The sequence below is a fragment of the Nocardia sp. NPDC005746 genome, assembly GCF_040630785.1.
GTDB lineage: Bacteria > Actinomycetota > Actinomycetes > Mycobacteriales > Mycobacteriaceae > Nocardia.
In genome coordinates this window covers 302,543-316,723 of the sequence record NZ_JBEXYE010000005.1, presented here as the reverse complement: position 1 = coordinate 316,723, position 14,181 = coordinate 302,543, and the positions used below count along the sequence as shown (strand labels likewise).

Sequence of the window (14,181 nt, the reverse complement as noted above, 5' to 3'; positions counted from 1 at the left end):
CGGCTAGGCGGTCGCGGCGAATCCGGCGCGCAGATCGGCGAGGATGTCGTCGATGCCCTCGATTCCGACGGCCAGGCGGATCAGGCCCGGCGTGACACCCGCCGCCAGCTGCTGCTCCGGGGTCAGCTGCGAATGCGTGGTCGAGGCCGGGTGGATGACCAGCGAGCGCACGTCACCGATATTGGCGACATGGCTGTGCAGGGTGAGGGCGTCCACGAAACGCTTGCCCGCGTCCACGCCGCCCGCCAGCTCGAACCCGATGATCGCGCCGACACCCTTGGGAGCCAGCTGCTTTCCGCGCTCGTACCACGGCGAGGAGGGCAGGCCCGCGTAGGAGACGGCCGTGACTTCGGGACGTCCGGTGAGGAACTCGGCCACCGCGGTCGCATTGGCCACGTGCCGCTCGAGGCGCAGGCTCAGCGTCTCCAGCCCCTGGCTGATGAGGAAGGCGTTGAACGGCGAGATCGCCGAACCCAGATCGCGCAGCAGCTGCACCCGCGCCTTGAGCGCGTAGGCGGGCGCGCCGAGGTCGGCGTAGACGACGCCGTGGTAGCTGGGATCCGGTTCGGTGAAGCCCGCGAATCGTCCACCGCGCCAGTCGAAGGTGCCGCCGTCCACGATCACGCCCGCGACGGCCGCACCGTGCCCGCCCAGATATTTGGTCGCCGAGTGCACGACGATGTCCGCGCCGTGCGCGAACGGCTGGATGAGGTACGGGGTGGCGACGGTGTTGTCGACGATGAGCGGAATCCCCGACCCGTGCGCGACCTCCGCGATCCCGGGGATGTCGAGAAGGTGGTTCTGCGGATTGGACACCGTCTCGCCGAAGAACGCCTTGGTGTTCGGCCGGATCGCCGCCCGCCACTGCTCGAGATCGTCCGGATCCTCGACGAAGCTCACCTCGATGCCCAGCTTCGGCAGGGTGTACCGGAACAGGTTGTAGGTGCCGCCGTACAGCCGCGGGCTCGACACGATGTGATCCCCGGCCCCCGCCAGGTTCAGGATCGCGAAGGTCTCCGCCGCCTGCCCCGAGGCCAGCAGCAGCGCCGCCACGCCACCCTCGAGCGCGGCGATGCGCTGTTCCACCGCGTCCTGGGTGGGGTTCATGATGCGGGTGTAGATATTGCCCGGCTCGGCGAGTCCGAACAGCGCGGCGGCGTGGTCGGTGTCGCGGAACGCGTAGGACGTGGTCTGGTAGATCGGCAGGGCGCGCGCGCCGGTCGCGGCGTCGGGCGCCTGCCCCGCGTGGATCTGCTTGGTCTCGAAACTCCAGGTGGCGGTGGGGTCTTCGGGCAGGGCGGCGTCGGTCATCGGGGGCCTCCGGTGGATGGGTTGTGGTTACTGGGCGATGAGGGTGGTCTCGACCGGGGTGCGGCCGGTGGTGAGGTCCAGGACGGGGCAGTGCTCGTCGACGGCGCGTTGCAGTTCGGCGTAGCGCTCGGCCGATTCCGGGCCGCTGACCCGCACCGTGACGCGCACCGCCTGGAATCCCGGGCGCACCGTGTCGTCGAGTCCGAAGAAGCCGCGCACGTCGAGATCACCCTCGGCTTCGATGGACAGATCGTCGATGGTGACGCCGAGGCGCTGGGCCCAGAATCGGTAGGTCACCACCTGGCAGGAGATCAGCGAGGCCAGATACACCTCCACCGGGTTGGGCGCGGATCCCTCGCCGCCCAGCGCGGGCGGCTCGTCCACCTGAACCGTATACCGGCCCAGCGCGATCGCGCTGCCCACGGTGCCCTCCGGCGTGCCCGCGGCGCGGAAGACCACGGTGGCCTGGGCGGGGTCCGCGGCCACCGCGCGGCCGGTCGCCTCGACGATATCGTTCAAAGGGGTGCTCAGCTCGGTCGTCATACCGCGTGAAGCTACGACTCAGCGACCGGTGCTGACGATGGTTGAACTCGCCGTGAGCGCAATAGCCGGTAGGTATCCCGGGCCTCGGCTACCTGTTCGTCATGTGATGGTTGCCAACTGGACGGTCGTTCGGCAGACACGGTGACACCGGGGTGATATGAATTCGCGGTGGCATGGACTTTGCGGCTCAGCGAGGACGAAGAAGCTGCGCTGGGTGCGCAGGCGGCGATGGAAGGGCGATCCAAACAGGAGATCGCCCGTGACGCCATCCGGAACTACATCACGCGGCACAAGACATGGGATGACTACCTGTCGGACGGACCGGTCGTCTACGGGTAGTACGCGTCTCTGATCTCGGTATAGCGCTGGCGGATGGCGGCGCCGACTCCCGCTGCCAGGGTGTGGAATTCGGTGCCCGGCGGGGTGGGCCAGCGGGGTGGGCGGGGACCGCCGCGCAGCGCCCAGGCGGCTTGGCGGGCCGCGCCCAGGGCGACGTACTCGCTCGGGTTGGGGACCGTGACGGTGCGGCCGAAGATGGTCGCGGCCGCGTGCGCGATGAGGCGGGAGCGGGATGCGCCGCCGATCAACAGGATTCGGTTCGGGACCGTCGGCAGGCGGTCCAGGGCCTCGGCGATATTGCAGAGCATGCCCTCGATGGCGGCGCGGGCCAGGTGGTGCGGCCGCATGGTGTGCGGACGCAGGCCGTGCAGGCTGCCGGTGGCGTGCGGCAGATTCGGGGTGCGCTCGCCCGCGATATAGGGGAGCAGCGTGAGACCGTCCGCGCCCGCGGGGGATTGCGCGGCCAGCACTTCCAGCCCGGACACGTCGGTGCCGAGCAGGACCGCCGTCGCGTCCAGGACCCGGGCGGCATTGAGCGTGCAGACCAGCGGCAGGAACGCGCCGGTGGCGTCGGCGAATCCGTTGACCGCCCCGGAGGGATCGGCGCTGGGCGACGCGGCCCGGGTGAACACGGTCCCGCTGGTGCCCAGCGACACCACCACGTCCCCGTCCGCGATGCCCAATCCGAGCGCCGCGGCCGCGTTGTCGCCGGTGCCCGCGGCCACCAGCCGCCCGCCCGGCGTGTGCCCGGCGATCTCGGCGGGCGCGAGCACCCGGGGCAATGCGGGACTGCGGCCGCGGAAGGCCATGGCCAGCAGGTCGGTCCGGTAGGCGCCGGCGGCCGGGGACCAGTACCCGGTGCCGGAGGCGTCGCCGCGATCGGTGGTGGGCTCGGTCGCCGGATCGCCGCCGCGCAGCCGCCAGGTCAGGTAGTCGTGGGGGAGCAGCACCCGGACCGTCCGGTCGGCCAGTTCGGGTTCGTGGTCGGCGAACCAGCGCAGCTTGGCCACGGTGTGCGCGGCCAGCGGCACACTGCCCACCGCGTCCGCCCACGCCTGCGGCCCGCCCAGCTCGCCCACCAGCTGACTGGCCGCCTCCGCCGAGCGAGTGTCGTTCCACAGCAGCGCGTCCCGTACCGGATGCCCGGCGGCGTCGAGCGCCACCAGCCCGTGCTGCTGCCCGGCCACCGCGATGGCCTCGACATCGCGCATCATGCGGTCACAGGCCGCGCGCAGCGCCTCCCACCACATGGCCGGCGGCACCTCGGTGCCGTCGTGGTGCGGAATCTGGCGCTGCCGCAACACCGTTCCGGTGTCGGCGTCGCACACCACGATCTTGCAGGACTGAGTGGAGGAATCCACTCCGGCAACGACCGCCATTGGCCACCACCCTCTATCGTGCCGCCCGTCCGGGATGCAGCTGGATCTTGCGTCCGGTGCCCGCGCGGAAGGTACGCAGGGCATCGCCGAATTCCTCGAGGGCGAAATCATGGGTGATCACGGTGTCCGCGTCGATCACGCCCTCGCCGAGCAGGTCCACCGCCCGGCCGAAACTGTGCAATACCGCCATGGATCCGACGATGGTGATCTCGTCGTTGTAGATCCGGAACGGCGAGACGCTGGCCCGCGCCGCCGCCGGGGCCACCCCGAACTGCAGATAGGTGCCGCCGCGCCGCACCCGCGCGAGCCCGTCCTCGATCGCGGCCACCGTTCCGCTGCAATCGATCACGATCTCCCAGCCCTCGGGCCGATCCATGTCGTCGGCCGACACGCCGGCCGCGTCCGCGCCCAGGGTGCGGGCGACGGCCAGCCGGTCGGCATTGATGTCCACCATCGACACCGAGGCCGCGCCCGCCGCCGCGGCCAGTTGCTGCATGAGCAGCCCCATGGTGCCCGCTCCGTAGATCAGGTAGTGCGAGCCGAGCCGCCGTGGCAGCCCGTCGAATCCGTGCACCGCGCACGAGAGCGGTTCCACCAGCGCGCCGTGCGCGGGCGACACGTGCCCGGGCAGCCGATAACAGTTGGCGGCGGGCACTTTCACGTACTCGGCCATGGCGCCGTCCACGGTGTCGCCGATGGCGCCCCAGTTCTCGCACAGATTCCCGCGCCCGATCGCGCAATAGTGGCAGCGGCCGCAGAACAACGACGGATCCACCGCCACCCGATCGCCGATCCGCACCCCGGCCGCGTCCGCGCCGAGCGCCACCACTTCCCCGGCGAATTCGTGTCCGGGCACGATGGGATAGGGGGTGGGCGGGAATTCGCCCTCGACGATATGGATATCCGTCCCGCATATCCCGACAGCGTCCACCCGGATCACGACCTCACCGGTGCCGGGTAGCGGATCCGGCACCGATTCGACCGAGAACTGTCCGGGCTTCTCGACGACTAAGGCGCGCATAGCAATACCATGCACCCGCGTGCCACGCGCCCGACGCGTTTTACGCAATAGCAATCGCATTCTTTCTGCTGTCCCACAATCGTTACGGCAGATGCGGGGGGATCAAGGGAGCGATTGATACCAGAAGGCGGTGGATGCCACATGGGCTCGGTCCAGCGGTAGGTAGTGGCCGTCTTCGCGCCAGCCCAGCGCCTGCACGGTGGCGCGCAACCCGGACTCGAAACAGATGGGGTCGGGAATGTGCCAGCGGTACATGCCGAATCGCTGGTGCGGCTCGTAGATTCGATGCGGCGGCAGCACCTGCGGCATGCCCAGATAGGCGGTGGAGTAGGGGCGATATGCGCCGTCCAGGTCGAAATTCCAGGCCCCGCCGAAATAGTCCTCGGTCCCAGTGCCGCAGAGGGTGGGGAATTCGGTGTCGTCGTCGAGATAGAACTTGAGCTCGCCCTCGCCCCACCAGCCGGTCGCGCGCGGCTGCAGAGCCAGATACGTTCCGGCATACCGGCCGGGGCCGCCGTCGATCTCGATGATCGGATGTTCCGCGGGCGTGCCCAGCGGATCGGAGCAGCGCCACCGGGTGTGCAGATACCCGGCGGCGCCCGGTAAGTCCTCTTCCAGATAGGTGATCTGGTAATACACGGGCGTGGCCTGTTCGGACCCGTTGTGCAGGGTGATCAGCGCGCGGGAGTGGAACGGCATGGGCCAGTAGCTGTTCAGACCGCCCGCGGGCGCGACCACGATCATGGCGGAGTCGACGAGTGCCAGCTGATCCCAGCCGTTGCAGAAGAAGTCGCCCAGCGGCACCGCGACGGCCGGTTCCGGTGCGTCGTCCCAGTACATCTGGAGCGTGAAATCGCGCAGCAGCGCGCGATCGGTGGTGAGCCACAGGTGCCGGATCACGCCGGGCCCGGAAAGGTCGGCGAGCGTGGCGGTTTCGCCGGGCCGCAGGTCGATGGACGGCGAGACCTTCCAGCCCCGCCCCAGCCCCGCCGCCGCGAACGCGCCGGTCCCGGAGATGGCTCGCCCGCCCCCACCGGGCTCACCGGTCGGGTTCTCCGCGCTCACCGAGCGGGTGCGCCGCCCGTCCAGCTGCCAGATCTCGTGCACCATGCGTATTTTCGCATGTAGATCGACTGTGGGAAGCGGACATGGGGCGGACATGCGAATGCCGACGCCGTCCCACACCCGGCGTCGGCATTGCGGAGGATACTGCTAGGCCAGCTTCGACTTCAGGGTCGCGACGGTCGCGGCGTCGATGCCCAGGCCCTGCGACAGGAAGTTGTCGAAGGAACCGAAGTTGGCCTGGACCGCGTCGAAGGCGGAGTCGAGGAAGGCGCGGTCGACGCCGAGGACCGGCTCGAACAGCGACGGGTCCGTGACCAGGCCGGCGTGGACCAGGCCGTCGAGGGTGGCCTTGTTGGCGGCGGCCAGGTTGTCGTTGGAGTCCAGGTAGTCGTTGTAGACCTGGCCCTTGTTCGCGCCGAGGGCGGTCAGCAGGATGGCCGACATCCAGCCGGTGCGGTCCTTACCGGCGGTGCAGTGGAACAGCACCGGGCCGTTGGCGTTGGCGATCTCCTTCAGCGCGGCCGAGAACTGACCACGCGAGGTGGCGTCGGTGACCAGCCACTTGTAGTAGTCGATCATGTACTGACGGCCCTTGCCGTCGCCGAGCAGCTGCTGCTGGACCTCGGGGCCGCCCTGCACGGCCTTGGCGAAGAACAGGTAGAAGTCGTTGTTCGGGTCGTAGACCGGCAGCGACTTGGCCGGGATGGAGGCCGGTAGCTTGTCCGGGTTCTGCGAGCGCTCGATCGGGCTGCGGAAGTCGATGATCTCGGCGATGCCCGCCGACACCAGCTGCTGCTGCTCGCCGGCGCTCAGCTTGTTCAGGGCGTCGGAGCGGTAGACCGAGCCCACCTTCGTCTTCGCGCCGCCGCCGAGCGGGATGCCGCTCAGGTCACGGGCGTTCGGCGCGGTCGCCAGGTTCAGTGAGACGCCCTTGGGGGTCTGCAGCACCGGCACCGGCGCGGCCACCGCGGGGGTGACGGCGACCGGGGTGATGGCGATGAGCGCTGCGGCTACGCCGGTCAGGGTGCCGCGTACGGCGCGCGAGATCGTCACTGGGGGTATTCCTTTCGATCACGGACCGGGTCGTGGGGTATGCCCCGGTCCGGGCATAGATGCGCAAGAAGGAGACTGGTTGGTTTGTTTAGTGGACCGACCGGCCTCGGACGCGAGCGCGGCGCGCCCGAGGCGGTTCGGTTGCGGGCCGCGCCTATTCGGCGTCGGCCAGCAACGTGATGGTCCCGGCCGCGCCGTCCACCCGGACGCGCTGGCCGTCCTGCAGGCCGGTGCTGGCGGTCTTGGCGTCCACCACACAGGGGACGCCGAACTCACGGGCCACGATGGCGGCGTGCGAGGCCGCGCCGCCGATATCGGTGACCACCGCGCCCGCGTAGGCGAACATGGCGGTGTGGCCGGTGTCGGTCACCGAGGCGACCAGGATGTCGCCCGGCTCGATGTCGTCGTCGAGGGTCAGCACGCGCTTGACGGTGCCCTCCACCACGCCCGGGCTCACGCCGAGACCGGTGATGGTCTCGCCCACCGCGATCGCGCCGGAGATCTCCTCCGGCTCCCACGGGCCGTTGACCACGTCGGGCATGCGGAGGGCCTGGAAGCGGGTGCGCTCGTCCCGGCGGCGCGCCACCCGCTCCTTCAGATCGGCCGGGGCCCACAGGATCTCGTCCAGGTTCAGGAACACCGAGTCCTCGATCTCGGTGAGCTTGCCCGCCTTCACCAGGCGCGCGGCGCGCTCCTGGGTGGCCAGGCGCAGGCAGTTGGTGACCCGCACGACGGCGTCGCGGGCGCGCTCGCGGTAGACGGTCGCGCCGACGGCCATCTTGGCGGTGCGGCTGGTCGGCTCGGGCACCGGCTCCCGGTGCGGCGCGGGCATTTCCGCGGCCCGCCCGGCGGCGGTGACCAGCAGTTCGGGACGGTCGCCGAAGGTGCTGTTGATGAGCTCGCACTCGCCCGGACCGCGGTGGCCGATCTTGGCCAGCTCCTGGTCCAGGGCATTGGAGAACTCCGGCGACTTCTCGCGGGCCGCGCCCACGTCACCGGTCTTGGCCAGCGCCTGCAGTCCGGCGTCCTTGCGGCACAGGGCCGCCAGCCGCTCCACGGCCAGCATGGTCTTGGCCGACTCCAGGCGGTTCAGGTCGATCTTGACCTCGCCCTTGTGGGCGGCGGTGGCCGCGCCGGTCATCATGACGCCGATGGAGGCCGCCTGCCATGCCTGGTTGAGGCGGTCGCGCCAGAGCAGGGCGCGGGCGTGCAGCTGCTCGTCGGTGAGCTCGGAGATCTGGTCGCGGTTCAGCGCTTCGGCGTGCGAGGCGGCATTGATCAGTTCGGCGGTCTTGCTGTACTGCAGGGCGGTCGAGGCGACCCGGCCCATGGCCTTGAAGGTGCCCGCGCGGGCAGCCATACCGGTCGGCATGGCGGGACGACCCTTGGGGTGCAGCTCGAGGTCGCCGATGGTGCCGTAGACGTCGCGGCGCACGCTCTCCTCGTCCCAGCCGGGCATGTTCTCGGCGGAGAAGACGCCGATGGAGGCGTTGATGTACATGTGGTGGCCGAGCACGCTGGTCACGCGGGACACCCAGTGCTCGAGCGCGATCCCCTCGATGGCGATCATGTGGCCCATCGCCTCGTTGCCCAGGCGGATGGCCCCGGCCTGCAGGTCGATGGTGAGCGGGGTGAGCGGGCCGGGCAGCGCCTCGGAGGTGTTGGTGGCGGTGTAGACCGGGATGCGGTCGTCGACCAGATCGTCGAACTCGCCCTGCAGTCCCTCGGGGGCGGCGGAAGTCAGCTGGTAGCCGTCGGAGGTCGGGGCGTTCTGCGGCACCACGTGGGTCGGCAGCGGGATGGCGCCGCGGCGGCTGCGGAAGCCGGAGCCGCCGCTCTTGCGGCCGTGCAGGCCGCGCGCGGTGTCGGCGATGACCTCGGTGGCGTTCCAGCCGCAGCGGAAGCCACACTCCTCGCGGGCCGCGCTCGCGTCGACCTTGGTCTGGGTCGCCGACGACTTCGGCAGCCACGCACCGTATTTCACGCCCGCCTCGGACAGGATGCGCTTGACCTCGGTGCTGGACACCTCGCCGGGCGCGGCCAGCTCGACCACGCCGCCGCGCTGCGACAGCGCCGCCAGCACCAGGAAGCGCTCCAGGTCGTCGTAGTGCAGCACCTGCACGCTGCCCTTGCCGCCGCTGGTCAGGCTCTCCAGGGTGCGCCAGCCGCCGTGATCGACACGGCGGCCCGCCACCAGCGCGGTGCGCACGATGAGCGCGTCGGCGCCGGAGCCGGCCACGATCTTCTCGACGCTCGAATCAGCGCCCGCCGCAACGGGAACCACGAGGCGCGCGCCGGATTCCTGGGCCGCCTTCGCGATCGCCGCGATCGCCGGGCCCGCCAGGTGCACGATCGCGTCGGCCCCGGCCGCGGCCCGCGCGCACACCTGCGCGTCGGACAGGTCGCCGACGGTCACCTCGACCCGCGGGTCCACGTAGCGGTGCCGCTGCCGGTCCAGACCGGATACCTCGTGGCCGGCGGCCAGCAGCATGCGCGCGACGGCGCGGCCGCTCGGCTCGGTGACTCCGGTGACCAGAATCCGCATTGACTCTCCTCCTCGTGCAGGCGTCCCCAACCACAGTGACGCCGTTCACACACCATCCCTATTGCACGAGGGTGTGACGGGTCGCAGTCCCGTTGAACGGGATCGGTGAATCGGTCAGCAAGATGGACCGCTAAGGAATGGCGGTCGGAGCGGGCACCGTCGAGGCATGACAGTGCGGAATTCGGTCACGCCGCGGGCGGCCGGCGAGGTGGGCCCCTACGACATCGAGACCGATGTGCTGATCGTCGGCTACGGCGCGGCCGGCGCCGCGGCGGCCTTCGAGGCCGCGCACGCGGGCGCGCAGGTGCTGATCGTGGACCGGGCGGGCGGTCCGGGCGGCGCGTCGGCCAATTCCGGCGGCGAGATCTACCTCGGCGGCGGCACCCCGATCCAGGTGGCCTGCGGCTTCGACGACACCCCCGAGGCCATGGCCGCGTTCCTGAAGGCCGCGCTCGGCGCGGGCGCGGACACCGCCAAGATCGACGAGTACTGCGCGGGCAGCGTCGAGCACTTCCACTGGCTGGTCGACCGCGGCGTGCCGTTCAAGCCGACCATGTGGAACGCCCCCACCTGGGTGCCGCCCACCGATGACGGCCTGATGTGGCTGGGTGAGAACAGCTGGCCCTTCACCGAACTGGCTCACCCCGCCCCGCGGGGGCACCGGCCCACCGCCAACGACTTCGGCGGCAAGCTGCTCATGGAATGCCTGGCCGCCGCGGCCGAGGCCGCCGGGGCCACCACTCGATTCGACACCTATGTCAGCACGCTGATCGTCGACGAGGACGGCGTCGTGGTGGGCGCGGTCGCGCGTCGCTACGGCGACGAGATCACCATTCGCGCCCGGCGCGGAATCGTGCTCACCACCGGAGGTTTCGTCGACAACGACGCCATGCTCGCCGCCCACGCGCCGCAGCTGATCGGCCACACCAAGGTCAGCGCGGGCACCGACGACGGCTCCGGCATCCGGATGGCCCAGGCGCTGGGCGCGGCCGTGCGACACATGTCGGCCGGGCAGGTCGGCATGTCGCTGATCCCGGGGCTGGCCGTGCGCGGCATGGTGGTCAACGCGCTGGGTCGCCGCTTCGTCAACGAGGACACCTATCCGGGCCGGATCGGCCAGCACGCGCTCTACCGCCAGAACATGGGCGGCAGCTGGGCGGGCGACGACACCGCGGTGTGGGTCATCGTCGACGAGGAGGGCTTCGAGGACGTCCCCGAACCCCAGCGCTGGGGCGTGCGGCCCACCCACGTCGCCGAGACGCCCGAGGAGCTCGAGGAACTCACGGGTCTGCCCGCGGGGTCGCTGACCACCGCCATCGGCCGCTACAACGAATTCGCCCGGCAGGGCACGGATCTCGATCACCACAAGGACGCGCGCTGGCTGCGGGAACTCACCCCGCCGCTGGCCGCCATCGACGTGAAGGCCGGGGTCCGCCCGCCGTCGGAGGCCGGTGACCGGCGCGGCACCGGCGCCTCGGTGTTCACCCTGGGAGGACTGCACACCGATCTCGACGGGCACGTGCTCGACCACGACGGCAAGCCGATCGCGGGTCTCTACGCCGCGGGCCGGGCCGCCAATGGCCTGCACGGTTTCGGCTACATCTCCGGAACCTCCCTCGGCGACGGCACCTTCTTCGGCCGGCGCGCCGGCACCGCCGCGGCCCGCCGCGCCTGACCCGTCCGCCGCCCGGCGCTTCGGCCCGACGGAAATGGTCGGTGGTCCAGTTGATTGCCGAGAGCCGGGATCGGGCACGCGGATTGGTTCTAGACTCGCTCGCTATGGATGTGCACTCGCGGCAGTTGCGGTATTTCGTCGCGGTGGCGGAGGACCTGAGTTTCACGCGGGCCGCGCAGCGGCTGCACGTGGCGCAGCAGGGGTTGAGTGCGCAGATCAAGCAGTTGGAGCAGGCCCTGGACCTGGTGCTCTTCATCCGGACCACGCGCAGTGTGGAGCTCACCGCGGCGGGCGAGGCGCTGCTCGAGGGGGTCCGCAGCGCGCTGACCACCTTGGGCCTGGCCGTCGAACAGGCGCGGGTGGCGCAGCGGCGCGAGTCCGACCGGCTGGTGCTCGGGTTCCTCGAGGGCGCGGCGCTGACGCTCACCGAGCCGATCCTGGCGGCTTTCCGGGAACGGCATCCGGACGTGACCGTCGATATGCGGCAGTTCACCTACGAGGAGCCCGCCGCCGGACTGGCCGACGGCAGCGTGGACGTGGCCTTCGCGCGACTTCCGTTCCGCGCGGACGGAATTCGCGTCGAACCGCTGTTCTCCGAGCCGCTGGTGGCGCTGGTGCCCGCCGGGCATCCGCTGACCGAACTGCCCGAGGTGCGGGTGCGGGACCTGCTGGACCAGCCGCTGCTCGGCGCGGACAACGACGATCCGGTGTGGAATGCGTTCTGGGAGTTGCACGATCACCGCGGCGGGCATCCCGCGCCGGTGGTGTCGCGGTCGAAATCGCTGCTGGAGGAGCTGCACAAGGTGTCGGCGGGCGTCGGCGTGGTGCTGACCGTCGCGTCGGCGCGCTGGATGCCGTTTCCGCGGGTCCGGTTGCTGCCGATCGTCGATGCCCCGCGCAACGAGGTAACCGTCGCCTGGCCCGCGGAACACGAATCCCCGCTGGTGCGTTCGTTCGTCGAGATCGCACGGGAGGTCCGGGCCGCGCGTCCGGAACTGGTCGAGCTGCTCGAACGGCCCGATTTCGAGGATCGCACCCTGCCCGCTCACCTCTGATTGACAAGTGCTGCTTGTCAATCACCAAGGAATAGCTGTTTCACTTTGCTAACGGAACGCCTTACTGTCGCCAGACGTGGGCGGACAGCGCGGGGGGATGCGTCGTCCACCGCGAACCTCCCTGCGGTTCGTGGCCGCCTCGTTGTTCCCGATGAGGCGCACCCTCATTACCCGATGAGGGAATCTCGGATACCCGGCGCCGCCGGACACCGGCTTGAGCCCCCGGCGTCCGGCGGCGCCGGTTCCGTCCGCGCGTGTCGCTGCCGTCCGGGCGAGTCCGGGCGACCAGACTCGGAGACATGACGGCCCACGGTCAGGACCTCGACAAGCCCGCTGACGACAAGCCCGCTGACGAGAAGCCCGCTGACGACGCGCAGCCGGACACCCGATCGTTCCCGTCCCGCGTGTGGGCGCTCATCGCCCGCGTGGAGCGCGCGATCAACCCGAACTATCCCGGGCTGATCGTGGCGTGGATCTTCTTCCTGTGGGCGGTGTCGCCCTCCCTGCTGCCCCGGACCTGGCTGTTCGAGGGCCTGGTCTGCGGGATCAGCGCGGCCATCGGCTACGGCGTGGGCTGTGTGCTGGCGTGGGCGTTCGCGAAGTGGGTGCAGCCGCGGCTGCCCGACTCCGCCGAGGGCCTGGCCAAACTGTGGAATCCGAGCGAAACCACCCGGGCCGTCGGCAAAGTCGTGATCCTGGTCGGCACCATCGTCGGCGCCGCGCTGGTGCTGGCCCGGTCGGCCCGCTGGCAGCGCGACCTCGAAACGCTGATGGGGATGGAACCGACCACCACGTCGAGCTACCTGCGCGCCGAACTGGTGGCCGCGGCCACCCTCGCCCTGGTGATCGCCGCGTACCGCGTTGTCCGGTGGCTGATCCGGCTGATCGTGCGGTTGCTCAATATCGACTGGCACATTCCGCGCGGCCTCGCCTACCCCGGCGCGGTCGTCGTGGTGGGTGTGCTGGCGGTGCTGCTGTTCCAGGGCGTACTGGCGAAAGCCTTCTTCGCCACGGCCAATTCGGCGTTCAGCCTGCGCAACGGCAAGACCTCGGAGAGCGCCGTCCAGCCGCAGTTGCCCGAAAGGTCCGGCAGCCCACAGTCTCTGGCCGGATGGGACACCCTCGGTTCGGAGGGCCGCTGGTTCGTGGCCACCGCGCCGACCGCCGGGCGGATCGCCCAGGTCACGGGAAAGCCCGCGCGCGAACCGATTCGGGTGTACGCGGGCCTGGACTCGGCGCCGGAGCCCGAGGACATCGCCGCCCTGGTGGTGCGCGAACTCGACCGCACCCACGCCTTCGACCGCAAGGTGCTGGTCGTGGTGACCACCACCGGCACCGGCTGGGTGGACTCCACCACCGCCTCCTCGATCGAGTACATGTACGGCGGCGACAGCGCCATCGCCGCCACCCAGTACTCGTACCTGCCCAGCGTGCTGTCGTTCCTGTCCGACCGCGAGAAGGCCACCGAGTCCGGGCGGCTGGTCATCCACGCCGTCCACGAGCGGTGGGCCCAGCTGCCCCCGGAGCGCCGGCCGAAACTGCTGGTCTACGGCGAGAGCCTGGGCTCGCAGGGCTCCGAGGGCGCGTTCTCCGGACTCGACGACATCCGCAGCCTGGTGGACGGCGTGCTGTGGGTGGGCCCGCCCAACTCGAATCGCATCTGGAGCCAGATCGAGCAGCGCCGCGACGTGGGGACGCCGGAGATCCTGCCGATCTACGCCGACGGCCTCATCGTCCGCTTCGCCGCCACCGCACCGGATCTCGCCCGCCCCGACCGCCAGTGGATCGCCCCGCGCGTGGTCTACCTGCAACACGCCTCCGACCCCATCGTGTGGTGGTCGCCGGATCTGCTGTTCACCCAACCGGATTGGCTGAAGGAACCACGCGGCAAGGATGTCTCCAAATCCATCCGCTGGTGGCCCATCGTCACCTTCTGGCAGATCAGCGCCGACCTCGCCAACGCCCAGGGCGTGCCCTCGGGCCACGGCCACCGCTACGGCGACCTGGTCCTCGACGGCTGGGTCGCCGTCGCCCAGCCGACCGATTGGAACCCCGGCCTCGACGCCGCCATCCGCAAGGCCCTCGACGAGGACATCACCTGGGAGTACGCCCACAAATAGATCCGGTGGGGCTCCTGCCCCGAGTGTCCGCCGGGCCCCTGCTCACGGCGGGGCCCGGCACTACTCTTGTCTCCG

Annotated in this window: 11 protein-coding genes; 4 read left to right on the top strand and 7 right to left on the bottom strand. The window is 70.4% G+C overall.

The window, feature by feature from the left end; all coding sequences use genetic code 11:
- Window positions 1–3: 3 nt before the first annotated feature.
- Complete coding sequence (locus ABZ412_RS12465) at window positions 4–1,311, bottom strand: bifunctional o-acetylhomoserine/o-acetylserine sulfhydrylase (protein ID WP_357279688.1); 1,308 nt, start codon at window positions 1,309–1,311, stop codon at window positions 4–6.
- Between the two features lie 27 nt (window positions 1,312–1,338).
- Complete coding sequence (locus tag ABZ412_RS12460; RefSeq protein ID WP_357279686.1) at window positions 1,339–1,854, bottom strand: OsmC family protein; 516 nt, start codon at window positions 1,852–1,854, stop codon at window positions 1,339–1,341.
- Window positions 1,855–2,022: 168 nt separating this feature from the next.
- On the opposite strand from ABZ412_RS12460, the gene ABZ412_RS12455 reads away from it, so the two are divergent.
- Window positions 2,023–2,193 (top strand): CopG family transcriptional regulator, encoded by a 171-nt coding sequence (locus ABZ412_RS12455; RefSeq protein WP_357279684.1) that lies wholly within the window; start codon window positions 2,023–2,025, stop codon window positions 2,191–2,193.
- Here ABZ412_RS12455 and xylB read toward each other — a convergent pair.
- From xylB to ABZ412_RS12430, 5 genes are all read right to left on the bottom strand, one after another.
- The gene (gene xylB, locus ABZ412_RS12450) at window positions 2,184–3,572 is read right to left on the bottom strand and encodes a xylulokinase (RefSeq protein ID WP_357279682.1); all 1,389 of its coding nucleotides are present in this window, start codon (window positions 3,570–3,572) and stop codon (window positions 2,184–2,186) included. The two genes, ABZ412_RS12455 and xylB, sit on opposite strands and share 10 nt — an antisense overlap.
- A gap of 13 nt (window positions 3,573–3,585) precedes the next feature.
- Complete coding sequence (locus ABZ412_RS12445; protein WP_357279679.1) at window positions 3,586–4,593, bottom strand: zinc-dependent alcohol dehydrogenase family protein; 1,008 nt, start codon at window positions 4,591–4,593, stop codon at window positions 3,586–3,588.
- Between the two features lie 102 nt (window positions 4,594–4,695).
- Complete coding sequence (locus ABZ412_RS12440) at window positions 4,696–5,700, bottom strand: glycoside hydrolase family 172 protein (protein WP_357279677.1); 1,005 nt, start codon at window positions 5,698–5,700, stop codon at window positions 4,696–4,698.
- Window positions 5,701–5,805: 105 nt separating this feature from the next.
- A complete protein-coding gene (locus ABZ412_RS12435) occupies window positions 5,806–6,711 on the bottom strand; it encodes a tyrosine-protein phosphatase (protein WP_357279675.1) in 906 nt (301 codons plus the stop codon).
- Window positions 6,712–6,865: 154 nt separating this feature from the next.
- On the bottom strand, window positions 6,866–9,256 hold the full coding sequence (locus ABZ412_RS12430) for a PEP-utilizing enzyme (protein ID WP_357279673.1): 2,391 nt from the start codon (window positions 9,254–9,256) through the stop codon (window positions 6,866–6,868).
- A 166-nt stretch (window positions 9,257–9,422) separates the two neighbouring features.
- Here ABZ412_RS12430 and ABZ412_RS12425 point away from each other — a divergent pair, with 166 nt between their 5' ends.
- The 3 genes from ABZ412_RS12425 to ABZ412_RS12415 all read left to right on the top strand — a co-directional run bounded on the left by ABZ412_RS12425 (window position 9,423) and on the right by ABZ412_RS12415 (window position 14,106).
- Entirely contained in the window at window positions 9,423–10,931 is a 1,509-nt protein-coding gene (locus tag ABZ412_RS12425; protein WP_357279671.1) for an FAD-dependent oxidoreductase, read from the top strand.
- Between the two features lie 104 nt (window positions 10,932–11,035).
- A complete protein-coding gene (locus ABZ412_RS12420; RefSeq protein ID WP_357279668.1) occupies window positions 11,036–11,986 on the top strand; it encodes a LysR substrate-binding domain-containing protein in 951 nt (316 codons plus the stop codon).
- 299 nt (window positions 11,987–12,285) lie between these two features.
- Window positions 12,286–14,106, top strand: coding sequence for an alpha/beta-hydrolase family protein (locus ABZ412_RS12415; protein ID WP_357279666.1), 1,821 nt, complete (start codon window positions 12,286–12,288; stop codon window positions 14,104–14,106).
- Window positions 14,107–14,181: the final 75 nt, after the last annotated feature.